This window comes from Streptomyces sp. NPDC043867, assembly GCF_056435845.1.
In genome coordinates this window covers 1-24,220 of sequence record NZ_JBWKDS010000066.1, presented here as the reverse complement: position 1 = coordinate 24,220, position 24,220 = coordinate 1, and the positions used below count along the sequence as shown (strand labels likewise).

The 24,220-nt window shown below is 68.3% G+C and carries 24 protein-coding genes; 16 read left to right on the top strand and 8 right to left on the bottom strand.

Annotated features, from left to right (window positions below; translation table 11 throughout):
• Window positions 1-1,260: 1,260 nt before the first annotated feature.
• From AC069T_RS36745 to AC069T_RS36735, 3 genes are all read right to left on the bottom strand, one after another.
• A complete protein-coding gene (locus AC069T_RS36745) occupies window positions 1,261-1,521 on the bottom strand; it encodes a hypothetical protein (RefSeq protein ID WP_478786885.1) in 261 nt (86 codons plus the stop codon).
• Window positions 1,521-2,411: a ParA family protein gene (locus tag AC069T_RS36740; RefSeq protein ID WP_478786884.1), complete on the bottom strand. Its 891-nt coding sequence runs from the start codon at window positions 2,409-2,411 to the stop codon at window positions 1,521-1,523. Before AC069T_RS36740 ends, AC069T_RS36745 begins: the two co-directional genes overlap by 1 nt.
• 881 nt (window positions 2,412-3,292) lie before the next feature.
• Window positions 3,293-3,451, bottom strand: a complete 159-nt coding sequence (locus tag AC069T_RS36735; RefSeq protein WP_478786883.1) for a hypothetical protein — start codon at window positions 3,449-3,451, stop codon at window positions 3,293-3,295.
• A gap of 489 nt (window positions 3,452-3,940) precedes the next feature.
• On the opposite strand from AC069T_RS36735, the gene AC069T_RS36730 reads away from it, so the two are divergent.
• From AC069T_RS36730 to AC069T_RS36720, 3 genes are all read left to right on the top strand, one after another.
• The gene (locus AC069T_RS36730; RefSeq protein ID WP_478786882.1) at window positions 3,941-5,173 is read left to right on the top strand and encodes a hypothetical protein; all 1,233 of its coding nucleotides are present in this window, start codon (window positions 3,941-3,943) and stop codon (window positions 5,171-5,173) included.
• Entirely contained in the window at window positions 5,158-5,703 is a 546-nt protein-coding gene (locus AC069T_RS36725; protein ID WP_478786881.1) for an N-acetyltransferase family protein, read from the top strand. The genes AC069T_RS36730 and AC069T_RS36725 overlap by 16 nt, the downstream gene beginning before the upstream one ends.
• A 311-nt stretch (window positions 5,704-6,014) precedes the next feature.
• Window positions 6,015-6,407, top strand: a complete 393-nt coding sequence (locus AC069T_RS36720; RefSeq protein ID WP_478786880.1) for a hypothetical protein — start codon at window positions 6,015-6,017, stop codon at window positions 6,405-6,407.
• A gap of 286 nt (window positions 6,408-6,693) precedes the next feature.
• Here AC069T_RS36720 and AC069T_RS36715 read toward each other — a convergent pair whose 3' ends face one another.
• From AC069T_RS36715 to AC069T_RS36695, 5 genes are all read right to left on the bottom strand, one after another.
• A complete protein-coding gene (locus AC069T_RS36715; RefSeq protein ID WP_478786879.1) occupies window positions 6,694-8,097 on the bottom strand; it encodes a DnaB-like helicase C-terminal domain-containing protein in 1,404 nt (467 codons plus the stop codon).
• A gap of 82 nt (window positions 8,098-8,179) precedes the next feature.
• On the bottom strand, window positions 8,180-9,214 hold the full coding sequence (locus AC069T_RS36710) for a hypothetical protein (RefSeq protein WP_478786878.1): 1,035 nt from the start codon (window positions 9,212-9,214) through the stop codon (window positions 8,180-8,182).
• Window positions 9,211-9,411, bottom strand: a complete 201-nt coding sequence (locus AC069T_RS36705) for a hypothetical protein (protein ID WP_478786877.1) — start codon at window positions 9,409-9,411, stop codon at window positions 9,211-9,213. The genes AC069T_RS36710 and AC069T_RS36705 overlap by 4 nt, the downstream gene beginning before the upstream one ends.
• A gap of 275 nt (window positions 9,412-9,686) precedes the next feature.
• Window positions 9,687-11,195, bottom strand: coding sequence for a helix-turn-helix domain-containing protein (locus AC069T_RS36700; protein WP_478786876.1), 1,509 nt, complete (start codon window positions 11,193-11,195; stop codon window positions 9,687-9,689).
• Window positions 11,192-11,479: a hypothetical protein gene (locus AC069T_RS36695; protein ID WP_478786875.1), complete on the bottom strand. Its 288-nt coding sequence runs from the start codon at window positions 11,477-11,479 to the stop codon at window positions 11,192-11,194. Before AC069T_RS36695 ends, AC069T_RS36700 begins: the two co-directional genes overlap by 4 nt.
• A 177-nt stretch (window positions 11,480-11,656) precedes the next feature.
• Between AC069T_RS36695 and AC069T_RS36690 the strand changes: the two genes are divergently transcribed.
• From AC069T_RS36690 to AC069T_RS36630, 13 genes are all read left to right on the top strand, one after another.
• Entirely contained in the window at window positions 11,657-11,809 is a 153-nt protein-coding gene (locus AC069T_RS36690; protein ID WP_478786874.1) for a hypothetical protein, read from the top strand.
• On the top strand, window positions 11,800-11,976 hold the full coding sequence (locus tag AC069T_RS36685) for a hypothetical protein (protein WP_478786873.1): 177 nt from the start codon (window positions 11,800-11,802) through the stop codon (window positions 11,974-11,976). The genes AC069T_RS36690 and AC069T_RS36685 overlap by 10 nt, the downstream gene beginning before the upstream one ends.
• Before the next feature lie 218 nt (window positions 11,977-12,194).
• On the top strand, window positions 12,195-13,910 hold the full coding sequence (locus tag AC069T_RS36680) for a DUF2637 domain-containing protein (protein WP_478786872.1): 1,716 nt from the start codon (window positions 12,195-12,197) through the stop codon (window positions 13,908-13,910).
• A gap of 565 nt (window positions 13,911-14,475) precedes the next feature.
• Complete coding sequence (locus AC069T_RS36675; protein WP_478786871.1) at window positions 14,476-14,817, top strand: hypothetical protein; 342 nt, start codon at window positions 14,476-14,478, stop codon at window positions 14,815-14,817.
• Between the two features lie 437 nt (window positions 14,818-15,254).
• The gene (locus tag AC069T_RS36670) at window positions 15,255-16,793 is read left to right on the top strand and encodes an FtsK/SpoIIIE domain-containing protein (protein WP_478786870.1); all 1,539 of its coding nucleotides are present in this window, start codon (window positions 15,255-15,257) and stop codon (window positions 16,791-16,793) included.
• Between the two features lie 140 nt (window positions 16,794-16,933).
• Window positions 16,934-17,944, top strand: a complete 1,011-nt coding sequence (locus AC069T_RS36665) for a bifunctional lytic transglycosylase/C40 family peptidase (protein WP_478786869.1) — start codon at window positions 16,934-16,936, stop codon at window positions 17,942-17,944.
• Between the two features lie 3 nt (window positions 17,945-17,947).
• Window positions 17,948-18,223, top strand: coding sequence for a hypothetical protein (locus tag AC069T_RS36660; RefSeq protein ID WP_478786868.1), 276 nt, complete (start codon window positions 17,948-17,950; stop codon window positions 18,221-18,223).
• A gap of 2 nt (window positions 18,224-18,225) precedes the next feature.
• The gene (locus tag AC069T_RS36655) at window positions 18,226-19,533 is read left to right on the top strand and encodes a hypothetical protein (protein ID WP_478786867.1); all 1,308 of its coding nucleotides are present in this window, start codon (window positions 18,226-18,228) and stop codon (window positions 19,531-19,533) included.
• Window positions 19,534-19,546: 13 nt separating this feature from the next.
• Window positions 19,547-20,632, top strand: coding sequence for a hypothetical protein (locus AC069T_RS36650; RefSeq protein WP_478786866.1), 1,086 nt, complete (start codon window positions 19,547-19,549; stop codon window positions 20,630-20,632).
• Complete coding sequence (locus AC069T_RS36645; RefSeq protein ID WP_478786865.1) at window positions 20,629-22,818, top strand: hypothetical protein; 2,190 nt, start codon at window positions 20,629-20,631, stop codon at window positions 22,816-22,818. The genes AC069T_RS36650 and AC069T_RS36645 overlap by 4 nt, the downstream gene beginning before the upstream one ends.
• A 99-nt stretch (window positions 22,819-22,917) precedes the next feature.
• Window positions 22,918-23,136 (top strand): hypothetical protein, encoded by a 219-nt coding sequence (locus tag AC069T_RS36640; protein ID WP_478786864.1) that lies wholly within the window; start codon window positions 22,918-22,920, stop codon window positions 23,134-23,136.
• Entirely contained in the window at window positions 23,133-23,501 is a 369-nt protein-coding gene (locus AC069T_RS36635) for a hypothetical protein (protein ID WP_478786863.1), read from the top strand. The genes AC069T_RS36640 and AC069T_RS36635 overlap by 4 nt, the downstream gene beginning before the upstream one ends.
• 28 nt (window positions 23,502-23,529) lie before the next feature.
• The gene (locus AC069T_RS36630; RefSeq protein WP_478786862.1) at window positions 23,530-24,102 is read left to right on the top strand and encodes a transcriptional regulator; all 573 of its coding nucleotides are present in this window, start codon (window positions 23,530-23,532) and stop codon (window positions 24,100-24,102) included.
• Window positions 24,103-24,220 lie beyond the last annotated feature (118 nt).

Below are 24,220 nucleotides of genomic sequence, written 5' to 3'. Positions count from 1 at the left end.
GCGCGCGGTCTGCTCCGCAGACACGACGCGCCGCCGCTAGCGCGGCGGATTCCGCGCAAGCGCGGAATAAGCCCGGAACTCCGTTCCGGGGTCGCGCTCACGCGCGACAGGGAATTCCCGCTCCGCGAGAATTCCCGCCCGACTCGGGCCGCTCCGCGCCCCGTGCCGGGCAACGGCCCGCGCTCCGCGCGAGCCTGACGCAGCAGCAGTAGACGGGGCGGGCTCGGGAAGGAGGGGCTGGGCCGAACCGGCGCGGCGGTGACAGGAAGTCAGGAACCCGGGAGCCAAGGAACCTTGGAACCCAGAGGGCAAGATTCCTTGGCCGGGGCGGAACAATCAGAAGAGTAGCACGCCCAACCCTCGACACGGAATCAATCCAGCCAACCACCCCGAACCGGCGACGAACCGCGTGCGTCATACGGCCACACCGGATAAGATCTGGGCTCAGAACACACCACCTCCCCGGCTCGAACTCCGGACCTCCTGCACACCGAGGCGCCGAGCACCACCCCATCGAAAAACCAGGGAATCACAACCATAGAAAGTCTCGCCAGAACGATTCCTGGCAGGCCGTTAATTCTCTCGCTTGAGCCCTGGATTGCAAATACGCCCTTTGGGATGCGCTCCCACGCGCCGAGGGAGATTCTGGCTCGGCTGGAGAAACTCCCCCTTCTAATCCACCATTGCCCCGTCTGATTCCCTCCGTAATTCGCCTTCTCTGGGGGCCCGGATATTACCTCTCGGGCGCCGCCTCATAGCGCACCTTGGTTCCAAGATGGCAAGTATCCAAGGTTCCTTTGGTGTTTGGTTCTAGGGGTCGGATAGGGCGATCTCGGCCGGTCGCTTTGTCGTCTCATCGATGTGTCGGATTGTCTCGGCATCGATTTGGCGGGGTCGGTCGAGGCGGCGGTGAACCCGGGCGGGGTGGGCGCTGGCTCGGGGGCGCCGCTGGGGGTCTCGGGCCCGTACGCGGACGTCTCGGGGGCACGGGGAGCGGCCTCGGGGTGACGTGCGACGGCGGTCGCCGAGGCGCGGAGAGCGGGCGCCAGCGCCTCGATCCTCTGCGCCCGAACTGGGCGCCGTGACGGCCTGTCCCGGGCCTGTCCGGGCGTGGTGGGGAGCGGTGGCAAGCCGGGCTGCCCGCGCTTGCCACCGGCCCGGCCATGCTCCCCACCGCCCCAATCACGGCTTGTGACCTGCGGATCTTGGTATCTTAGTTCCTTGCTTCCAAGGAACCTTGGTTTCCAGGTTTCGGGGTTCCTAGGCTCCTTGGTTGCTTCGTTCCTGGGTTGCTGGGGTGGTGGGGAGCTGGATCGGGTGGGCGGCGATCCAGTCGCGCAGAGCCTCGGTCACGGCGGCCTTGATGGTGGTCCCGTGGAGCACGACAGCGAGCCTCAGCGCCTGCTGGACATCCTCGGGGATGTCCGTGGTCATCGGCTTGTCCTTGGCGGCCGGCTGCGGTGCCGAGGAGCCCGCGGCGGGGAGCTGGGGTGTCTCGGGGACGTTGTCGTACTTCGGCATCAGGTTGCCTTCTCCAGTTCGCTGATTCGGGTGCGGGTCCAGGTGTAGACGTCGCGGAACAGAGACGCCATGTCGCGGCCCTGAGATCCGTTCTCGGCGATCGGCCGCGCGTTCTCCGACATGTCTTTCAGCGCGGCGATTTCAGGAATACGGGTCGGGCAGACACCGCCCGGTCCCGAGATCTTTTCCATTTCGTCGGCGCGCTGCTTATGTACGGCCAAATTGCGGTACCGGTTGACGACGATCCCGGCAATTCGCAGATCCTCGTTGAGTTTGTGACTGTCACGCGCAATGCGTTCCCTGATCCGGCGAGCGGCCTGCACCGCGTCAAACTCTGCCTCGCACGGCATCAGCACGTAATCACTCGCGGTCCATGCAAGGTCGATCTGGTGGCTGAGCAGACGCGGCTCGCAGTCGATGAGCACCACGTCGAAGGGCGTGACGACGCCCGTGAGGGCGCGCAGCAGTCGGCGTTCTGCGGCGGCCTGGCCGGCGGTGAGTGCGAGTAGCTCCAAGTCGAGGTCTGCGGGGGCGACCATGATGCGTTCGGTGTAGATGCCGCCGTATCCGCAGGGCGTGAGGATGCGGGCGGCCTCCCCTCGGCCGGGGTTGGGCAGGACGGCGGAGAGGCTGGCCGCGGCGCGCTGCTCGGGTGCGGCAGGGAGCTGGGCGCGGAGTCGGCGGGTGACGTTGCCCTGCGAGTCCATGTCGACGACCAGGACGTAGTGCCCGATCTCGGCCGCCGCGACCGCGAGAGCCTGCGTCAGGAAACTCTTGCCGATGCCACCTTTGTGGTTGGCCACCGCGATGTGCGGGGGAACGTCGGTCTTGTCGGCGCGGAGCTGGGCGAGCGCCGCGAAGTACGGCGACGGGTCGGGGGGGCTGCTCATCGCGTCTCCTGTCTCGGGAGAGGGGCTGTCCCATAGACCTTGGCACACAGGAACTCAGGAACCCCGGTTCCCGGGAACCTTGGCACCTTGGTTTCTTGGCCCTTTGGGTGCTTCGGGCGGATCCGCCTGGACCGGTAGGCTCCGTGGCTGGCCTGTGCCGGACGCAGACGGCACAGGCCGGCTTGTTGGTGTCGCGCTGTCGCGCCCGGGGAGCAGCAGGCCCCTACCGCTGGTTCAGACGGTCTCGGGCCCCGGGGTGACTTGTGCGCGCCGCCGGTCCGGGCCCGAGAGTGCGCCGTCCGCCCTCGTGAAGCGGCTGTGAGGCGCCCAGGACGCCACGGGCGCGCAGCTCCGGGAGATCGGGGAGGCGGACGGCCGGAAGGCCGCTCAGATCCGCTTCAGCGGCTCGTACGCGGCGAACGGGATCGAACGGCACGGGTCCGGTGCCGAGGGAACGGCGCTCAGCGGTCATGGCCGGAGATCCTACGGCGCAGCCGGGCGCCGCCCGGTTCCCAGCGGGAGGTTCGGGCGGACCAGCCGCAGCACAGTCCAGCCGGGGTCTCTACAGGGGCCGGAGCAGCACGAGCGCCAGGGCGGCGAGCGCGCCGCCGAGCAGCCAGGTCTGCCACCAGGCCCACCATGGCAATGCGCGGCGCCGGCGTCCGCGGCGTGTCCGGCTCACCGGTCCTCCCATGTGCCACGGCGGGCCACCAGCTCGTTGGCCGCCCACGTCGCCGGCCACGGCTCAGCGATCCCCCCGCCGCGTCGGGGGCGCAGGTAGGGAACGCCCGCCCGCACATCCGTCAGGACCGCCTCATAGCCTCGGGCGGTGTCACGGACGAGGTCACCGACCCTGGCTGTGCGCGGAACGGTTTCGCCGCTCACCGGGCTGCCTCCGCCTCACGAGTGCGGCGACGCGTGATCGCGTCCATGGCCCTCACGCTGCCCTCGCCGTCCTCGATGCGGCGCCGGTACTGCTGCCAGTCCTCGGCGGTCCACTGGTCCAGGGCCGCCGGGAACGTCTCGTCGCTGCCGTTCACTGGCCCGTCCCCACGGCCGGGACGCCGTACATGCCAGCGCACGGAGTGCAGGCGTAGAGAGAGTCATCGCGCAGTATCGGCACCGGAAACCTGGAGTCCGGAGTCCCGCTGCACCAGCAGCACGAGCGGCCTGCGATCTGCTGCGTGCTCAGCCGCTCACGGTGAATCGCCGGGGCGTCCACGTAGGCGCCGGCAAAGGGCTTGGGCGTGCTGCGCGTCGTCATGGTGGGTGCCTCGCGCTCGCGGTCGGAAGGCTTGCGGCGGCCATCTCCCACGGGGGAGAGAGACGGCCGCCGGCGCCTGCGGCGTTCGCCGGGGCGCGCGTCCAGTCCAACGCCGGGGCGTGGTCAACAGGTAGGAAAAGTGGGCCCGTTGCTACTCGCGGTGACCGGAAATTTCTGAGGGGTGGGATCCTCGCAACCCCTCCACGCTGCATGATCACGTCGCTACGGTGAGTGTGTGGAAGGAAATTTCCGGTTGCAGGCCCACATGACCGAACACGCCTTCAAACAGGACGCGTTGGCCGACAGGGTGAACGAGGAGCTGAAGGCGGCCGGTTACACGGGGACTGTCGGTGACCGCACGGTCCGCAACTGGGTAACCGGAAAAACCCGCTGGCCGCACCGGCGCCAGCGAGACGCCCTCACGGCAGTATTCGGATGCACACCCGCCTGCCTTGGCTTCTATCCCCCCGGCACACCCGCACCGCCCTACGAGGACCCCTCAGCCATGCTCCGCCGCCGCTTTTGCACCGCCGCCACGTCCGCCGTCGCAGCCACCGCCCTGCCAGCCGCCGGCACCTGCCCCACCACCGTGGGCACCTCCGACGTGATCCGCCTGCGGGACGGCCTGGACCGGCTCACCGCGCTCGATCAGAAACGCGGCGGACACGCCGCCCTGGAACGCGCCGCGCTCGCCGGCGCAGCCGAGGCTGTCGGCCTCCAGGATCACTCCGCCTCGCAGACGATCCGGCAGCGGCTGTTCGGTGTCGCCGCCGACTACACCACGGCCGCCGCCTGGTCGTGTATCGACGCCCGCCAGCTCGACCGCGCCCGCCTGCACGTGAACGAGGCGCTGAGACTGGCCGGGCTGTCGCAGGACCAGGTGGCGGTGATGCGGGTGTGGAACTCCACCTCGATCCTTGCGCACCAGCTCGGTCACTACGCCGAAGGTGTGGCAGCGGCGCAGGCGGCTCAGTGCTGTGCGATCACGCGCCGGGATCCGCTGTTCGGGTCCCTCGCGCACGCCCGTGCCGCGGTGGGGCACGCCTACCGGGGCGACCGACAGGCAGCCATCCGTTCGATCGGGTACGCCGAAGAGGCCCTGGTGCGAGCCGAGGCGTGCCCCCGTCCGTCCTGGGTCGCCTTCTACGGGCATGCGGAACTGCACGCGCTGACCGGGATCGTCCGCAGCCGTCTCGGCCAGCCCGCGGAGGCGGAGGCGGCCTCACACCGTGCCCTGTCCGCGCTGCCGGCCGCTTACCGGCGCAACCGCGCCATGACCACCGTGGACCTCGCCATCGCCCAGCTCCACCAGGGCGACGCCGAACAAGCCTGCGCCACGACCGAGGACGCCTTCACCCTGATGTCCAAAAGCCCACTGCCCGGCCGACTGCGCGTCCGTCTTGGCGACTTCTACCGTGATCTCCTCACGCTCGCGCCCTCCACCACCGTGGCGCGCGAGTGGGCCGACCGTTACCGATCCGAATGGAGCCCCGCGTGACCACGGCACCCGCCATCGACCTGCGCCGCTACGGACACAACGACCTGCCCGACATCCGGCAGACCCTGCTCGATGTCCATGCCGACGCCTACTTCGAGCGGCGGCACGAGGAGTTCGTCCAGCGCTTCCCCTGGTTCGTGGACCACTGGGGTCAACGTGAGGGATTCGCGTGCGTGGTCGCCTACGAGGGCGGTGAACCCATTGGGTTCACCTACGGGGCGCCAGGCGAGCCGGGCCGCGAATGGTGGCGTGAGTATCTGGCCGAAGAGCCGGCGGACCCGTCGACGTTCTCCGTCTCGGAACTGATGCTCAGGCCGAAATGGCGCAAGCAAGGTCTTGGGCAGCGGCTGCACACCGCGCTGCTCGCCGACCGGCCCGAGGCCCTGGCCGTGCTTACGGTGGACACCAAGCGGCCCCGGCTCCAAGCGCTGTACGAGGGCTGGGGCTACAGGAAGATCGGCGAACGTCAGCCGTTCCCAGACTCCCCGCTGTATGCCGTGATGCTGCTCGATCGCACGCACACCGCCTGACGCGCCCCACAGGGCCCGCGGCCCCGCGGGACCGCCTTCCCGAGCACGCCGCGCCCCGCCGTGCAACCGCGCGCCGGTTTCCGGCCGTCTATCCGGGGTGTTTTGCTGGTGGTGGAGGCCGGAAACACCTCCGGTTCCCGGCCGCCCTGGTCCGCAGGCCTGCGGACCGTCGACCGGTTGGAGGGGTGATCGCAATGGGCGGAATCTGTTCCGGTCCCGGGTGCGGCAAAGGTCTGCCGAAGCGTTCGTCACGCGGCGGACGGCCCCGCCGGTTCTGCTCGGAGGCGTGCCGCTCGAAGCACCGCCGGCTCATGGCCCGGATCGACCGGAACACCGACCGCCGCGAGGTGCGCCTCGATGACGCTGCCGAGCGGCGGTACGAGGTGCGGTCGGCGGCGTACGCGGTGGCGAGCGCCGCGCGGCGCCTGGCGGCCGAGCTGGACGCCGAGGCCGAGCGGCCCGACTGGCAGCAACCCGCCGGCTGGCACGGCAGGCGACGGACGGAGCAGCCCTGGCACCCGGCCGGCCGGTACACCACGGAGGCGCTGGACGTGCTGGACGAGGCGCACCGCCTGGTGGCGGCGGCCGTCGCCGCCGACCGCGCCGCAGGGTGCGACTGGTCCCTCATCGGCGCCGCACTCGGGGTCTCCGCCGACACCGCCTCCCGCCGCTACCGCACGCCCCCGACACCGGACGGGGCGTGAGGGGCGCGGGAAAGGCGTGCGGGTAGTGCGGAAGGAAACCGCACGTCAACGGTGGGACCTCGGGATCCGGTCGGGTCGGCGCCGATCGGCGACCGGGTTTTTCGGCGGTGCGGTAGGGATCGCCACCCCTCGTTAACGCTCGTCGCCCTGGTCCAACCCTAGCGATCAAAAACGGCTGTACGGCCCTGTGAGCGCTGATCTCCCACCCTGGCGGGGGATTTACCACAGCAGCGGGTGATCGGCACACACAGGCGCGCTCAGGGGCTTTAGGGCGGGTGTGCAGTGATCAGGTCTGCGCCATGTCTACGAACCGCGAGTAGTGGAGCTGCGCGGCCACGGTCACGCGGGCGGTCGGCCCGAACCTGTTCTTCTCAACGACGAGGTCGACCTCGCCGGCCCGCGCCGACTCCGGCTCGTCTACGTCCGGCCGCTCGACCTTGATGACGACGGACGCGTCGTTCTTGATCGCCCGCGACTCGCGCATGAGTCCGTCGTCGTTGAGCTGCGACAGAGCGACGACGTGGCAGCCGAGCTGCACGGACAGGTTTTTCAGGCCGCGGGACACACCCGCCACAGCCTGCTCCCGAGTGGTGTAGCGGGACTGTCCGGCCTCCACGAGCTGGAGGTAGTCCACGACCAGAACGTCCAGGCCGCCGGCGCGGGCGCTGGCCCGTGCAGCGGAGGCGATGTCGCCGAGCGAGGCGCCGTCGGGCCGGTAGACCCGCAGCGGCAGCGTCTTGAACAGCTCGGGGCCGAGCCGCTTGATGGTCTCCCAGCCCTCCGGGGTGAGGCCGCCCTGATGCGTCAGGTGGTGCAGGGCGATCTTCCCCTCGGCTGCGGCGATCTTCTGCATGAGTTCCATGTTGCTCATCTCCAGCGACGAGAACATGACCTTCGCGCCGGTCTTGGCGGCGGCGACGGCGGCGTTGAGGGCAAACGTGGACTTGCCCACGCCGGACTGCGCCGCCACGACGGTCACGTTGCCCGGGTGCATCCCCGACGTGACCGTGTCGAGGTCGGCGAACCCGTACGTCAGGCCCATCTTCTTGCCGTTCTGGATGTCCTCCAGGTCCGCGACGAAGTCGAGGTACAGGTCGTCGACCTCGGGCGGCGCTTCATGCAGGCCCGGGGTACCCGCGATGATCTCGGTGAGCTGCTGTTCGACCAGCTCCCGGACTTCGTCCTCGTCGCCTTCCTCGCGGTAGGCGTACTCCAGGATGCGCTGCGCCGACTCGATGACCGCGCGCCGGTACGCCTTGGCCCGGACGATTTCGGCGTAATGCGGTCCGTTCGCGGCAGTGGGCACGGCCTGTACGAGGGTGTGCAGGTACGAGGCGCCGCCCACCTTGTTGATCTCCCCGATGCGGGTGAGCTGATCCGCAAGCGTGATCGCGTCAACCGGCTCGCCCGCCGCGTGCAGATCGCAGATGGCCCGGTGAATGGCCCCGTGGGCGGGCCGGTAGTACTCCTCCGGCACGAGGCCGGTGTCGAGGATCTCGCCGAAGTACCGGTACGACGTGGTTTTCGGGGTGCCCGAGAGAATCAATGAGCCGAGGGTCACGCGCTCGGCGTCAAGATCGTTCGGGGGGACGCGGGTGAACGCAGCGGACTGCTGACGGTCCTGCGGTTCGGAGTCACTGCCGGCGGCTTCGTGGTGCTGGGCGGGGATCCGGGCGGGGTTCGTGGACACTGGAAGAGATCTCCTGTTCGGTCAAGCGTTCAGAGGGATCCGCGGGCCGCTCCCATGCCGGGGAGCGGCCCGCACTGGCTTGTCAGTCAGGTACGGCCATCGCGCAGTCCACGCAGCCCTTGCGGTAGCGCGCCGGGTGATCCGGGCACCGCTCAGCGGTGGAGCCCTGCCCCCGGCTGGCACCAGTGACGACGGCGTAGCGGGGGAGATCCCTGATCCGTGTCGGAACCAGCGACGACGGCCGCTTGAAGCCTTCCGGATCCCGCGTGACCTCCCGCGCCAGCAGTAGGGGGTCAACCTCGAAGATCGACGGCCAGCCCTGCTCAGCCATCGCCCCCAACAGCAGCGGCGCGTACTTGCGGGCCGACGCCGCGCCCATGTGATGCGGCGGGCGCAGTTGCTGCAAGAACGACTCCGCCGCGTGAAGTTCCTTCGGAGCGAAGCCACCCTCCCCCCCCTCCCGCTGTGACGGGAGCGATCCCGAGGAGTCAGTGGGGGTGGAGGGGGAGGAGGTAGTTACCTCCTCCGGGGGGTGTGGGGGGGGCGCAGCGAAACTGGGTTTTCCCCGATTTCGGCTCTGACCTGCGGAAATGCCTTCCGAGGGAAACCGGGTTTTCCCCGATTCCGCTCCGGAACCGGGAAAAACCCGAGTTCGGCTCTGACCAGGCGAAATCGGGTTTTCCCCGGTTCCGCTCGGGCCCGGCGGCTCCGAAACCGGCTTTTCCCCGATTTCGGCTCTGACCTGGGACAACGCGGCGGTCCCAGCTTCGACGTACTGAGGGTTGTTAGCCGGGTTCCGGTACGCCCTGTAGCGCCACTCTGGGCGCTTCGTCTCGGGGTTGTAGACCGACGTGCGGAGCAGGTGGCCAGCCTTGGTCAGCCGCTTGGCGATCACCTCGAAGCGGTCGATGCTCATCTTCCAGCCGAGGGCGCGCATCCCGGCCGCCAAGTCCTTGCCGGTCGCCTGGATAGACACGGGGAGCAACAGCAGGTGCACCAATACCCCGATATCCTCCGGCTGAAGGCCGTTTGTCTCCGCCACCGGCCGGGTGATCACGGCCTCTTCCGGGTCCTCCTGTGCACGCTCGAAGACGCTGTTGGAGAAGTCCTCGCTCACTGGGCCACCTCCGTGAGGTAGCCAACCTTTGTCAGCCGCTCCGCGATCTCCCCGAACCGCTCATCAGGCATGTCCCAGCCCAGGGCGCGCATGTCGGCCGCCATCTCCTTGCCAGTCAGCCGCGCGTCCGGCGACAGCAGCCTCACGTGCATGAGTACGCCCAGGTCCTCCGGCTGAAGGTCCTGTGTCTCCGCCATGGTTCGTGTGATCAGAACATCGTCGGGCGGTTCCTGCGCCCTGCGGAACACCGATGAAGAGAAGTCGTACTCGCCGGACAACCGGCATCCTTTCCGGTCTCCGTGCGACATCGCCGCGTACCGAGCGCACCCACGGGTACACTCGCCGAAGACCTTGTCTGGTCGGCCCGCCGCCGCTCCGGGATGCCAGTCCCAAGCGGAACCACGGTGGGCCATTAACTTTTGGTGCAGGTGAGACTACGCGCCGTTCGGTAGAGGGCATTCACCTGGGGTGATCACGTTCCGGCCGACACGCCGTAGGTGTCCTTGACCTTGACTTCGGTGACGCCGCGCCCCTTGGTGAAGATGGCGCGCCAGTCGCCGATGACGTGCAGCTCGTCGGTGCCCATCGCGCGCACCACGGTCAGGCCCTCGTCGTAGGCCTTGAACGCCTTCATCCAGAGGTTGGCGAAGGCCTGCGAGCGGATCAGGTGCATCCAGTCCTGGCGGTAGATCTCGCGGTTGTAGTTCGACTCGCCGAGCGTGGAGACGAACTTGCTGTACATCGCCTTCACGTACTCGAGGGTGACCTCGTCGCCCTCGGCGATCGCCTTGTCCCGGGCGTCCTTGAGTAGGACCCGGAACTTCTCCAGCAGGGTCTCCGTGGCGCCGGACGTCCACGATTCGTGGATCACGGGCGGGTTGCACAGACCGTACTTCGGCGCCGAGATGCGCAACAGTTGGCGCAGGGTCGGTTCACCGACCCAGACCGGACCGGCCTCGTCGCGGGCCCCGATCGGGTTGGGCAGCACCGCCCCGTGCTCCCACTCGGGCGGGGTGATCAGGTGGAAACCGGAGCGGCGGCGGTCGTGATGGTTTCCGGTCGAGTGCTCCAACTGCCCGAGCGGCAGCCACGTCTTGAACGCGGACAGGTAGGCGCCGTTGATGTCCAGCGCGGTCACCTCGTGCTCGCCCGCTGGCAGCTCGGGGCGGGTCCACTTGGGGCGGGCCTCCCAGATCTCGTCCGCGCCGCGCGCGCTCTTCTTTCGCAGGATGTCCGGCAGCCACGGGTGCGCGACGATGTCGTACCGGCCCCCCTTGCGGGTGTGGTCCAGCAGCGCCATCGCGTCCGGGATCGCCCGCTTGACCAGTGCGGCGGTCGCTGCTTCGACGTCGCCGGAGTGTTCGGCGAGCGCGGCGGTGACGGCATGTGCGATCAGGTCGGGCGTGTCGGCGGCCTGCACCCGCCGCCCGACCGGAGCGACCCGCACTCCGCCGCCAGTGCCGCGCCGAGCGGGACGCTGCCGGGGCGCCGGGGGTTCCTCGGCCGCCGCAATTATGGGCGTCGGCGCGGGGGTGGGCGCGGTTGGGGCGGTCGCGACGGCCGCAGAGCACTCGGCGGGGTCGAGGTGCTGCGGGTAGCCGGCCACCTCGTGCTGGGCGGGTAGTCCGCACAGCACGCACGGCCGCGGTTCGGCAAGCTCGGCCTGGTCCTCGTCGCCGTCCGCTTCCTGTACCGGGGGCACCGGGGTCTCGGTCGGCGGCGGCGCGGCGGCGGCGCGGGCGCGGATCTTCTCTTCGGCCTGCCGTAGGAAGTACGCGTACTTCTCGCGCGTCTCGCCGCTCGGGTCGCGGCCGGTCTCCCATCCGCCGAGCGTTGAGGGGCTCACCCCGAGGGCACGCGCCACCTCGGCGCGCGACAGCCCTACCTCGTCCCTCAGCTGACGCCGCCGCTCGGCGGGCGGCAGCGGGGCTGGGGTGGGTGCGGACGCGAGCAAGGCGTCAATCGCGCTGAAGTCGTTCATCGCGCCTCCTTCGCCTTGGCGCCTTTGGGGCGTTTGGGCCGTACGGGCAGGCCGGCCCGCTTGAACCACTCGTACAGCGTGCTCGGGGAGACGCCCGCTTCCTCGCGGATCCGGTTGCGGGAGGCGCCAATGCGGGCCGCTTCGACGGCGGCGCGTTCCACTACCGCCTGGGCTTTGGCGGTGATCCGGTCGCGCTCGTCTGCTGCTGCTTTGACGGCGCGCAGGGCCTCGGCCTGGCTGCGCAGCGCCGCCGCCCTCTCGTCCTCCGGGGTCGGGTTGGTCATGGGCTAAAGCATGACACAAAATCTCTTCAGTGCGAATGGTTGCATCCGAGAGTTGTTTCGTGTCATGGTGATCCCGGCCCCGGAAACGGGACGGCCCCCAAGCAGGAGTTTTTGGCGATTCGCCTGCTCAGGGGCCTAGACCGACCCGACCTGACTTAGACAGGAGGGCGATCCTGCATGGATCGTATCGTCGGCGCGCCCCTCAGCGCGCCCACCCATGACCTCGCCGAGCACCTGGTGCGCGAGGACGAGCCGCGCGGCTACGAGCCCGAGCCCGAGACCGCCCCCACCACACCGGCACTGGCCATCGGGGGTGCGTCGTGGCGCTGAAGAAGACCGCTGAGGAATACCTGGCCTCCCTTCAGGCCCCGACCTGCCAGCCCAAGACCAAGACCGAGAGGACGCTGGACGCGGCGAACGCGGACGTGCAGCGAGGTCTCGCCGGGGTCAGCGCGCAGGGCGGCATCCCGAGGACGACTCGGGGGCTCCGCCGATGAAGGGGAACGACAGCGTGCCTGACATGAACCCCGACGTCGGTTCCCTCGCCTGAGCAACTGCCCCACTGACCCCACTCGTCACGGAAGTGCACCCGCGCCGGAGCATGGGCGGGCGGAGCCACCGTGACAGCCCCCGGAATACGGCACGAGGCCGCCGGATCGAATTCGGCACGGGGGCACCACACCAGACCGACCATCAGCACGACGGAGGACAGCACGTGACCACCACCACCATCGAGCCGCGCGCCGAGGCCGCCCCCGGGCGCCTGCCGGAGCCGGATTTCGCCGCTCCCGAGGCGCCGGCCGCCGGGGCGGACGGTCGCACCACCGAGGTCGGCACCGACGCCTTCCCGGAGGTCTCACCCGCGCCGCGCCGCCGACTCACCACGATCATGTGGGTCGTCGCAGGCGTCGCGACCCTCGCCGGCCTCGTCGTCGCCGGAGTCGGGTTCGCCCTCTCCTACGACGCGTTGGTGCAGGCGGCGCGCGGCTGGGGGTTCGGGCCGAAGGGGAGCTACGCCTTCCCGATCGGTGTGGACGGGTTGATCGTCGCCCTGTACTCGATCGCTCTGGTCCTGGCGTGGCGGCGGATGCCCAAGCCGATGCTGTTGGTCGCCGCGCACGCCACCACGGCCGTGACGATCGTCCTCAACGTCCTCGCGGCCGCGAACAGCGCGCCGGGAAGCCCTGGGGTGTGGGAGGTCGCGCAGACCGACCTCGGCCGGCTCATCGCGCACGCCGCGATGCCCGCCGCCTACGTCCTGCTGACCGAGGCAGCGCGGCACCTGATCACCCGCACCGCCCGGCTGGAGTCCGGCGAGCGCGGTCTCACCCTCGCCGACTGGCTGTTGCGCTTCCCCACCACGTGGTGGGTGTTCCGCACCGCCAAGACCTACCCCATGTCCTACGCCGACGCCCGGAAGATGCGCCGTGACCTGGCCATCCACCGCGTATGGATCCAGTACCGGGAGGAGATCGAGGCCGCCCGCCGCGCAACCGAGGCAGACGGCAAGGAGTTCGACGAGTACGGCACGGTGACCGTGCTGGACCGCCTCCCCGATCTCCTCGCCCCGTACGGCGTCGGCGTCGATGAGGCCCTGGCGCTGCCCGACCGGATGCGCCGGGAGGAGCAGCAGCGCCGAGCCGACCGCGAGCGCGCCGAACAGGAGCTGCGCCACAAGGAAGAGGCCGACCGCCGCGCCCGCGAGCACGCCGACAAGCTGGCCCAACTCGCCGCCAAGGCGCAGGAGCTGCGGGCGCAGGGCGAGGTGGACGTGCTGAGCGTCCAGGTCGAGGGCGAACGCAAGGCGGCCGAGCACCGCGCCCGCGCCGCCGCCGACACCGCCGGCATCGAGGCCGACGCCGCCGCGCGGGCCGCCGAACGCGCGGCCACCGAGGCCGAACGCCGCGCCGCCGAAGAGGAGCAGGCCGAGGAGTCCGCCAAGGCCGCCGCGCTCAAGCGCAAGACCGCCGAGGACCTGAAGGCCGCGCAGCTCATCCAGGCGCAGAACCTGCGCCGTCAGCAGGAACTGGCCGACGCCGCCAAGCGGGCCGCGGACACCCAGGCCCAGGCGCAGCGCACGGCGCGGCAGGCCGCCGAGGACAAGGCCGCCGCCGCCGAGGCCGACCGGCGGGCCGTCGAACTCCGGGCGGCCATCGCGCGCGCCGAACTGGTGGCCGTCACCGCCGAGGACGCCGCCCGCCTGAACGAACGCGAGCGCAACATCCGCCGTGTGGCCCGCCTCGCCTTCATCGAGGCCGGCGGGGACGCGATGCGGCTGCCGACCACCCGCATCGAGGACTTCATGGGCGTCGCGAACAGCACCGCGACCGGCTACCGGGAAGAGGCCGCGAAGCTCATTCGGTCCGGCTACGACTTCCGCGTCGACCCGCTCCACGCCGCCGATCAGGCAGCAGCACCCACCCACTCCTGATACCCCGCCGGGTCTTCGGACCCGGCTCCCCCACCCGGAACCGCCCCGCGGGCGGCGCCGGATGAGGGAGCCGGACACGGCCCCTCGCACCACCCCGCCCGGACAGGCAGCGCGTAACGGCGGCCCTGAAAGGAAGCGGCTGTTGCTTCTCAACTCCACAGAGGACGACCCGGGGACCACGAGTCGAACCACCGCGCCCATCCAGTGGCGCGGCAGGCGGCTCCACTGGATGCCCCGGACCTGTCCGCAGGGATATGCGGACCGCCATCCCGCAGGCGTGATGCGGGACAGGCAACTGCGACAAGCCCGCCCTGCCGCGCAGACAGCTTCCGAAGCACCTTTTCCCATGCCGTCCTCACGGGCGGACAAGTGATCCGAACGCGCGGTGACACAAGGGCGAAGATCGCGGGCCCCGTAGGCAAGCACAACGACCGGTTCGAGTCCGGTCCGGGGCACGGCGCGCACAGCGCGCACACCTTGGCTGCCGTACAGGCAGCCGACACGACGACAACCCCGGTGGAAGTGGGCCCCGGGGCTGTCCGCAGGATCCGAGTGGAGAACCCTGATGCAGATCAGCATGACACGTGCAGCACACAGCGGGCCGCTGAGTGAGGCCGAGGGCGACCTGCTGTTCTCGGCAGACCACGCGACGACCAGCCCGGCGGTAGCGCAGCGCCGCGCCGAGACCATGATCCCGATCAGGGAAGTCGAGGACACCTTCGACATTCCCGACGTTCAAGTCACCGGCACCGTCTACAAGATGAACGTGCAGACCGACAGGAAGGGCGCCGTCCTCGTTGCGTACACCCGCGACCCCGAGACCGGCCGCATCGGTCGTTCCTTCATCCGCTTCGACGCCGTCGGCATCAACTACATCCAGCGTCGCCTCAACACGTTTGCGGTCTGAAGGGCCTCACGGAGCCTGACGGAACCCGGCGAGAGACGCGATGTCAGTGCTCCGTGCCATCGTCATACGCCATGCGGAACCTCAACATCCATGTCCGGCACCACCGATGCAGCCCAGCCCCCGTACCGCGCGGGCTGGGCTGTGTCGCGACTGCCGGAAAACCATGCAGTCGACGTGCAGCGCTGAACCGGTGAGCCATTCGGCGAGCGAACCTTGGAATCCATTCCGTCGCAGACCCGCAGGGCAGACCTGGCGAAGCCGCACAAAAAGCCAAGTGGCGTATGCCAGCGCTGAGTTATCATCGGCGATTATTTGATCTTCAGAATATAGGGGGGAGTATGGGAAGAAAGCGAAACCGGCACGACGACGACCGAGTTGAGGACATCTACGGTCAGAGTGCAGGCGCGATCGGCGGATTCGTCATTGTCCTGGGCATCTTGTACGCCATCAAGGACAAGACAGGGCTGCCGTGGCCGGCCGCTGTGCTCCTCACCGCGGGCGTGCTGGTCGCGCTCGGGTACGCGGCCTGGCGGGTCAAAACGGAAGTCGTCCGCAGATGGGCCAGAGAGCCTACTGAGACCCAGTCCAAGGCTTTGGCTCAGGAATCCCCGCCCGATGCGGCGAACGGCGTTGAACCGGCCACTCCCATTCACCCGGAGCTGACCACGGCCCTGACCCGGACCGGGGCAATCGCCAAGGACGAGGTCATCCTGCTGTCCGACGTTCGGGTAGAGGATCTGCCGGGCATCGGCACGCGGTACACGTTCCTGGTCCCCATCGGCCGGACCCATGAGGACGTCGCCAGCAGGCTTGGGCCGATCGCGTCGATGTTCAACGTGACCCGGCTGCACCTCAAGTTGGAGACGTCCCGGGAGACAGAGCGCCAAGTCAAGCTCTTGGTTCTCAAAGAGCCGCCGTTCAGCCGCCTATTCGAGGCGCCCAGCCGTGAGCAGATCCGCGCATTCCACGGTACTCCCCTCGGGCACGAGGTCACCGGTGAATTGGGCGGAGTGCCGACGTTCAACGGCGCCTCAATGCTGGTCGCAGGAATGACGCAGACCGGTAAGACGACCTTGGTCAACGGCCTCATCACCTGCCTACTCATCGCCTATGGCGACGACTTCGACATGGTGTTGCTCGACGGAAAGTTCGTCGGGCTCGCCGACTTCAAGAAGATCGCCCTTCGCTATGAGTCCTCCAGCGATCCGGCCGTACTGGAATCCATTCTCGACTTCCTCATCGGCGTCGTGGACAAGCGGTACGCCGAGATGGAACAGGCCAAGGAAAATCGGCAGCCTCCCCCAGCCTTCCGCTGGCTACTCTTTATCCTCGATGAGGCGGCCGACTTCTACGCCCACAATGGCTCGAAGGAGTCGAAAGAACTCTGCGCTAGGGTGGAAGAAAAGTCGCGCTACGTGGTCGCGAAGGGTCTGGAATGTGGCGTATCTGTCATAATGTCGACGCAGCGCCCGGACAAGGACGCGATTCCCGTTAACGTGAGGGCCCAGTTCCAATACAGGATCTGCCTGTATGTGGACTCGGAAGGCGCGGCAAAGGTCGCTCTCGGCGATTCCTACTTCACCACGATGGCGCCGATCAAGCCGCAGCTCCTCAACCCGAGGATCAAGGGGCAGGCCGTTCTGTACGCTCACGGAACGTCCACTCTTATCCGGGGATTCAACTTCGAGGAAAAGTTCGTCTGGGACGTCATCGACGAAATCTATGAGCGGCGTCAAAAGCGTCTCAGCGCAACCCCTGACACTCCGCTGAAACAGGCCATCGAGCTGATGCAGAGCAAGGAGCTGGATTTCATCGCCACTGTCGATCTGGCTCCGTTCCTCGGCGTCATGGGAAGCGATGCGACGGACCTCGGAAAGAAGCTGAAGGCACTTCTCGGGGTTTCGCCGGGCCGGAGGAAGGACGTGCGGGGCTACAAGCTGGCCGACCTCCTCGCCGCCGCTATGTCCGATTCGTGACCGTCACCCGGCACCGCCAAGGCACCGTCACCTGACCGTCACCCAGAGCCCCGAGTGACGGTGGGGTGACGGTCCTCTGGCGGTGCCGGGTGACGGGCCTGACCTGGTAAAACACAGAAAACAGCAGGAAGGGGGAACTCTTGCGATCTGGCACAGCAACCGTCGCGATCGGCGCGGGGGCGACCGTGCTCGTCATCGGGGCCGCGTTCATCCAGGCCGCCGGCGACAACCCGGCCCTGAACGCCGCGCTCCGCCTCAGCGTTCCGGCCGAGTACAAAGATTTGATCGAAGACGCAGGAAACACCTGCCCGGAAGTCACACCGAATCTTCTGGCCGCACTCCTCACCCAGGAATCCGGCTTCGACCCCACGGCAAAATCACCGGTCGGGGCTCAGGGGATTGCCCAGTTCATGCCGTCCACGTGGGAGAAGTACGGAATCGATGCCAACGGGGACGGCAAGCGCGACGCGGGCGATCCCGAGGACGCCATTCCGTCATCAGCGAACTACCTGTGCACCCTTGCCGCAGATGTGAAGGACGTACCCGGCGACAAACAAGCGAACATGCTTGCCGCCTACAACGCCGGACCCAATGCGGTGATCAAGGCCGGGGGCGTACCGAACTTTTCGGAGACCCAGAACTACGTCCGTTCCATCAGCGCCCTGGCCAGCCAGGGAAGTAAGGGCGGAAAGGCCGGAACAACTGTCACGGCCCAACAGGCTGCCGAGGTCGTGAATGCGGCACAGGAAATGCTGGGCAAGCCGTACTCGTGGGGCGGTGGCAACGCATCCGGGCCGAGCACAGGAATATGCTGTTCGCCCAGGGGATTTTCCGGGGCTGACGTTGCAGGATTCGACTGCTCCGGCCTGACACTTTACGCGTACGCGAAAGTCGGAATAACCCTGCCCCGTACGGCGGCAGCGCAGTACGCTGCATCCAAGCCGATCGATCCGGAGGACATGCAGATCGGCGATCTGGTGTTCTACGGAAAGAGCGCATCGGGTATTCACCATGTCGGTATATACGTCGGTGGTGGCTACATGCTCGATGCGCCCAAGCCCGGATCCAACGTGGGATTCCATCCTCTCGATTCCATGAGCGACATGTTCGGCGCCGCCCGACCCATTCACAGCAGCACAAAGGAGATCTGAGCTATGCCCAAGGCCGTCATCCTTGCCAAGCCGGTAGACTTTTCTACCGGATTCAGCGACTTCTTCGACTCCATCGGAATGACCGGCGTCGGCCTGGTCACCAAGGCGATCGCGGCCGTGATCGCCGTGATCGCCGTCCGCATGCTTCTCCAGACCCCCAACGACCCCAAGCGGGCGCTGCGGAATGGGTCCATGGCCATCGGTACCCTGTTCGTCGCCGTGATCTTGGCGATGTACGGCAGCGACCTGTTCTCCACCGTCACCGACGCCAAGAGCTGATCATGGCAGACAAAGACCCTTGCCGCCTGATCAAAGGTCCGGGCAAGAAATACTGCGAACGAGGTACCGACGGGGGAGGCGGATCCCACACATCCCCCGGCGCCCCGGACGGTTCGGGCGGGCTCACCGACGGGGCCTCTGACCACGTCAAAGACCTCGCCAACTGGCTCATCGAGAAAATCGAAGGCCTCGTTGCGTCAGGCAAGACGTGGGCACCGAAGGAATCCGGGGACGCGGTGTTCTCCCCATTCCTGTGGCTCGGCCAACACCTGGCTATCGCCATCTTCATGTGCGTAGTGGCCGTGTGCGCCCTGTCCGCGTGGCAGGGCGCACCGCGCCTCAAGCAAATGGGTTACTCCACCGGTTGGACGCTCGTGGCCGTGGCTGGCATGGCCTCCGTGCCCGGCTTCGTGTTCGCCTTGAACAGGGCCGTGTCCGAAGGATTCAAGGCTGCGTTCAACTCCAACGAGGGCACGCTGTTCGCCGCCATCAAGGATGACCTTCAAAAGGGCGCGGATTCGGGTAACCCTCTGGCCCTCATCATCATCATCGCCGCGCTGTGCGTCGCCCTTGGCTTCGCCGCGCTGGTGTACATGACGCGGAACCCAGGGATCCTGCTGTTCGTCTGCCTGTCGCCGCTCGTGCTGGCGTCCCTGGCGCGGGGAGGTGATATGGAAGCCGTTCAGGCCTGGGCGCAAAGGCTCTTGGGCCTGGTCTTCGCGCCTTTCGCCCTGCTCCTAACCAGCCCCTTCGTGGCCATGTTCAAGGGCTCGCTGGTGATGGACGCCGTGCTCCTGATCGGCGCTGATGTCCTGATGCTGCGGATGGTCTTCCACGGTGTGCCGTACTTCGGGCCCAGGATGGCCCGCGCGGCGCGGTCGATGGTGGAGAGCCGTACGTCCCACCCGTTGGTTCGGCGTGCTGTGCGGGTGGGCGTGCCGGACTTCTACGAGCAGGAGAACAGCCCGCGCGGGCCGCGGCTGGTGCCCACTCCGGGCCGTGCGATGGGCAGGGACGCTGATGTCCTGTTCGCCGCGTATGGGGCCAGGCCGCGACCGCGGCCGGGACGCTTGTCGACCGATTCGGCAATCTCCCAGATCAACACCGACGCCGCGCGCACCCAGCGGCTCATGGAAGCGCGCCGTCAGGCTCGCGCCACCAACCAGCCCGCAGGTTCGCGCAGGACACCCGCCGCCAACCCCAGCCCCGCGCCTGCGCCCAGGCGCACGCCGTCAACACCCACGCCGCCGCCCAGCTCGCCGCCACCGCCGCGGTCGGGCGGATCAGGCGGCGGGCCGGCCACCCCGTAAAGGAGGGTTTTCGATGTACTCCCTGACCCCCGGCTTCCGCGTCCCTGCCATCCAGCGCGGGCTGAGCCCCGCAGAGGTCGTGCTCACCAAGACGAACGCCGGGGCAGGGGCCGCGATCCTCGCATCGGGGCTGCTTCAGCAGCCGCCCATCTGGGCGTTCGGCGTTGTCGCCGGGATCGCCGGACTGATCAACATCGCGCCCGGACGCCGCTCGATCGCCCGATGGGCGGCGGTCGGCGTCCGGCACTGGCGCGAGCGCCACAGCACTCCCCGTCTGGCCACCAGTGTGGGCACGACCAGGACGTGGACGCTGTATCCGCACCACGGCACCATGCAGGACCCCTACCTGCGGGAGGGCTTTCACGCTGCGTTCGCCCGCGCACTGACGTTCGCGGCCAACCAGGCCCGCACCCCCGGAGCCCAGGTGCACGCCGTCCACCACGCCACGGTGGGCGACTACACCGACCACACACAAACGATCTCCGTGCACATCCCCAAGGGCCTGGTCGGCTACCCGGAGCGCGTTCTCAGCACGATCGAGGGTGAGTTCGCCGCGCTCGGCGTCTTGACCCCGAGCACTCCGGACCCCGTCCCCGCTGTGGTCGGCCGCTCCGCCACATGGGCCGTGCTCGAAGACGGCCGGTATGCGGCCACCGCACGGATCACTGGCTGGCCCGCCGAAGCCGACGGAGACTTGATGCCCAAGCTCCTGCTTGGCCAGGACGCCGACCGCACAGCAGAGCGCTCCTTGGCGGTGCTCTACCGACCGCTGCCGGCCGCGCAGTCTCGCCGCTCGGCGAAGTGGGCCGTCGCGGCCGGCGAGGCCTTCACCACCGACAAGATCAAGCAGGAGACGCACGCAGCGGCCAGCGACATCACCCGCGATGCTCTCGTACAAGGCGCGTGTCTGGTCGACATCGACGCCTACCTGACCGTGTGGGGCGACAGCCCCGACGAGGTCATGGACGCCCGCTGGGACGCCTCCCTGACCGCCGACCGGCACCGCATCTCGCTGGACTGGCTCACCGGCCAGCAGCAGCGCGCTCACCTCATGACCACCCCGCACGGCGCACCCACCAGGAAGGGGGCCATCCTGTGATCCGTCTGCCCGCGACACAGGCCGCCATCACGGCGCCGCTGGTCGCCTCCGACACGTCGTTTCCCGGCGTCCCGATCGGCCGCTCCGAGACCGATGGCAGGCCCTTCCGGCTGTCCCCCGTCCTGGTCGATGATCGTTACCTGCCCGCCACCAACTCCCTGGCCTTGGGCGGGCTCGGGTCGGGCAAGTCCACGACGGACAAGGTCTGGTTGCGCCGGGAGATCCTGCACCACGGCCACCAGGCCGTAGTGATCGACAGCTTCGGGGAGGACACCGCGGCTGGCGAGTGGGCCGCCCTCACCCGCTCCCTCGGCGGCCTGGTCGTGGAGGCCGGCTCCTTCACCCTCAACCCGTGCAGCCTGGAGTTCGGGACAGAAGTACGCGAGCAACTGATCCGCTCGCTGATCGCCGCAGTCGAACCCGATGCTCTCACCACCCACTCCACGTACGCACTCCAGCACGCACTCAACTCCCCCAAGGCCGAACGGCTCGCCGGGCTTATCGATGCCCTGGTGGACCCGGAAGACGGACGCTGGCCGGCCGAACAGCTCGCCCAGTGGGGCGTGAACGTGGCGATCGCCCTGTCCCGCTACACGGAGGGTTCGCTGCGCGGCCTGTTCGACGGCCCGGACGCGTCCTTGCCCCCCACAGACCTGTCCATCGTCTCCTTCGACTTCTCCAGCCTCGACCGCAACAGCCCCGCGATCCCCGCCCTCATGGCAGCGATCACCTGCTGGGTTGAGCAAGTGTGGCTGCGGCAGTCGACCGCCGTACACCGCCACCTGGTCCTCGAAGAGGCGTGGCAAATCCTCCTGAGCCCCGCCACGGCCCAGCTGATCCAGAGGCTGCTAAAGAACTCCCGCAAGGCCGCCTTGTCGCTGAAGGTGATCATGCACACGCTGTCCGACCTCGGCGACGGCCGCGCCCAGGACCTGGCCAAGCTTTGCGAAATCGCGCACGTCGGACGCCTCGGCCCCGAAGAGGCCGCCATCGTCGGAGCCATTCTCGGCCTGCCCGCCTGGGCCATCAAGAAGATCCCGGCCCTGGCACCCGGACAGGCCGTGTGGAAGGTCGGCCCGGACTTTGTCGACGTCATCCAGACCGTCATCGATGAGGAAGAGGCCCGTCTCACTGACACCTCGACTCGGCGCCGCAAGGCTCAAGAGGCGTTGGCTGCCGACGAGGAACCCGCCGTGACTCTGGACAAGGAGGCGGTGCCCGAAGAGGTCTACGAGTACGAGGAGTACGAGGGACGCGCCGCCGATGACGGGTTGGACTTCGACCTGCCGCCCAACGTCATCGACACCCTCTACACCGCACCGCAGCTCGACTACCGGCATCACGCCGTTCTGCAGGCCGCGGGCGAGGGCCGGTTCAACGAAGCCTCCGAACTCGCCGCGCTCGGCGAGCGGGAGGACATCACCGCCCACGGCATCAACTCCCCCCAGGCCACGGCCTGGCTCATCACCCGAGCGGAGGTGGCCGAACTGTCCGGGAACCGTGACCAGGCCGCTCAGTTGCGCGCTACCGTCGCCCGCATGGGGAACAACGACGGCGCCGCCTGGTGGGAGCAGACCAACGACAACGCCACCCGAGGGCATCAACCCCCCGATCCTCCCGAGCCCGAGCCCGTACCCGCAGCCGGCCACGACCAGCCCCGGCCCGGTGCCCGTCGTCGCCGTACCGGGCTCTACGTCGCCGCTATCGCGACCCTGGCTCTCGCCTCCGCTGTCGTATGGCAGAAGGCGGATGAGGACGACAAACGTCAGCAGCAGCAGGAACAGGCCGCCGCGTACAAGGGCGTGTCAGCTACAGACCTGAACATCGACGGAGTCAAGACGGAAACGCTGGCGTCGTGGAGTAAAGACGGCCGATCCGTAATCCTGAGTGCCTGGGTCGACTCGGAGGAGAATGCGAAATTCGTTCGTATTGACTCGGGAGACCAAACAGCGAAAGAGGTGGTACAGCCTCTGAAGGAGGGGCAGATCCCGATGCCGATCCGGCTGGAAGTAAAGGCCCCGGTCAGGGACCACTACCAGGCGGTCCGGTTGACAGTCGCGGTCGGCGGTCCCACCTGGAAGGAAGGCATCCGGGCTCCGCACCGCACGATCGAATTCCGCCCGGACCGGACAGCCGTCGACGCTGAAACCGGAAAGCTCCTCAAGCAGGCGTACTCACATTTGTGACGCCTCCGGCATGCGGCCCGGCTCAGCTCTGCGGAGCTGAGCCGGGCCTTTTTGCTGCGCAGCCACCTGTGTAAAGCGGATCTGCTGTACGCTCGTTTCATGGCTACCAAACCTGTGACCTTGCGCCTGGACGAGGAGTTCCACGCTCGTCTCAAGGCCCGTGCCGAGGAGATGGGGACCACGGTGACCGCGCTGATCACCCAGGTCACCGAACGCGAGCTGGACGAGGGCCGCGAACGGTTCCTTGAGGCCGCGGCCGACTTCAACACCCCGGAGAACTGGGACTACGTACGAGAGAGGTTCGGCGCCCGCTCGTGAAAGTCGACCTCGCCTGGGCCTGGGTGGTCCTCGCGCAGCATCTGCCCTCCGACCCCACCGTGTGGGACCCCTCCGGGATCGAGGCCGCTATCACCCGGCACGCCTCCGATCTCGTCATGGCCCCCGAGCAGCGCCCCCACGACACCGCCTGGCGCGCGGCGGCGCTGCTCCACACCATCACCGTGTGCCAGCCGCTGGACTCGCCGATGAACGAGTTCTACGCCATGGCCATGACCCGCTCCTACCTCGCTGCCGCCGGCCGGACGCAGCTCCCCGGCGCCGTTGCCCTCGGCGACCTCATCGAGGACGCGAAGGCCGGCCGCGCGGGCGTTCACGAGCTCGCCGCCGCCCTCCGTACCACATAGCCTCAGTCCGAGAATTAAGGAAGACGGAATGCCGGGAAGGAACATTCAGTTCGGGCTGTACGGCGCCCGTGGCGTCAAAGGAAGCCAAGCCGTCGCTCAGAAACTTGACGAACTCGCCGGAGGGATCGCCACCCCGGTAACCGAGAAGCGCGGATTCCTGGCGCGTGTTCGTTACCTCACTCGTTCCGGCCGTCAGAGAGAAGCTGCCCGCCGTGGCGGATTCGAGGTCAAACCGGCCACGGTCAAAAACTGGTTCTCCGGGAAAAGCAAGCCGAGCCGGAAGAGCGTGGAAGCTGTCGACCGCGCGTATCGGGAAGTCCGGCGGGCCAATGTGGCGCGGCATCTGAAGGAACGACTCAACCGCGATGGGCGGGGAACCCGGGTAGAAATCCACCCGCTCAATCAGTCGCAGGTTCTCGGCCCACGGCAACGGGTGGTCGAGTACCGGCATCTGAATGTGCGCCGTTGGGATCGGATCGTGGACGCGTGGGATGCCGGCGACGAAGAGGCCTTGGATGACGCGTGGGTGGACGTGATCGAAGACCTCGGTTCCCAGTGGGGCCAGTACGAGTACGTGACCAGCGTCGGGTTCAGCGCGTAGAACCCCATCCCGCCCGCGACCACAACGGCGGGGGGGGGGGGGGGGGGGGGGGGGGGGGGGGGGGGGGCGGGACTGGGCGCGTGCGGTGTGCGTGTGGGCGCGGGGAGGAGCCTCGGAG

What these genes read in the sequence shown, in the direction of transcription:
- AC069T_RS36640 (WP_478786864.1), top strand. Translation starts at nt 22,918, where the DNA reads ATGGCTACCAAACCTGTGACCTTGCGCCTGGACGAGGAGTTCCACGCT.
- AC069T_RS36700 (WP_478786876.1), bottom strand. Translation starts at nt 11,195, where the DNA reads ATGAACGACTTCAGCGCGATTGACGCCTTGCTCGCGTCCGCACCCACC.
- AC069T_RS36695 (WP_478786875.1), bottom strand. Translation starts at nt 11,479, where the DNA reads ATGACCAACCCGACCCCGGAGGACGAGAGGGCGGCGGCGCTGCGCAGC.
- AC069T_RS36660 (WP_478786868.1), top strand. Translation starts at nt 17,948, where the DNA reads ATGCCCAAGGCCGTCATCCTTGCCAAGCCGGTAGACTTTTCTACCGGA.
- AC069T_RS36705 (WP_478786877.1), bottom strand. Translation starts at nt 9,411, where the DNA reads ATGGCGGAGACACAGGACCTTCAGCCGGAGGACCTGGGCGTACTCATG.
- AC069T_RS36720 (WP_478786880.1), top strand. Translation starts at nt 6,015, where the DNA reads ATGGCCCGGATCGACCGGAACACCGACCGCCGCGAGGTGCGCCTCGAT.
- AC069T_RS36650 (WP_478786866.1), top strand. Translation starts at nt 19,547, where the DNA reads ATGTACTCCCTGACCCCCGGCTTCCGCGTCCCTGCCATCCAGCGCGGG.
- AC069T_RS36740 (WP_478786884.1), bottom strand. Translation starts at nt 2,411, where the DNA reads ATGAGCAGCCCCCCCGACCCGTCGCCGTACTTCGCGGCGCTCGCCCAG.
- AC069T_RS36655 (WP_478786867.1), top strand. Translation starts at nt 18,226, where the DNA reads ATGGCAGACAAAGACCCTTGCCGCCTGATCAAAGGTCCGGGCAAGAAA.
- AC069T_RS36690 (WP_478786874.1), top strand. Translation starts at nt 11,657, where the DNA reads ATGGATCGTATCGTCGGCGCGCCCCTCAGCGCGCCCACCCATGACCTC.
- AC069T_RS36675 (WP_478786871.1), top strand. Translation starts at nt 14,476, where the DNA reads ATGCAGATCAGCATGACACGTGCAGCACACAGCGGGCCGCTGAGTGAG.
- AC069T_RS36730 (WP_478786882.1), top strand. Translation starts at nt 3,941, where the DNA reads ATGACCGAACACGCCTTCAAACAGGACGCGTTGGCCGACAGGGTGAAC.
- AC069T_RS36725 (WP_478786881.1), top strand. Translation starts at nt 5,158, where the DNA reads ATGGAGCCCCGCGTGACCACGGCACCCGCCATCGACCTGCGCCGCTAC.
- AC069T_RS36745 (WP_478786885.1), bottom strand. Translation starts at nt 1,521, where the DNA reads ATGCCGAAGTACGACAACGTCCCCGAGACACCCCAGCTCCCCGCCGCG.
- AC069T_RS36630 (WP_478786862.1), top strand. Translation starts at nt 23,530, where the DNA reads ATGCCGGGAAGGAACATTCAGTTCGGGCTGTACGGCGCCCGTGGCGTC.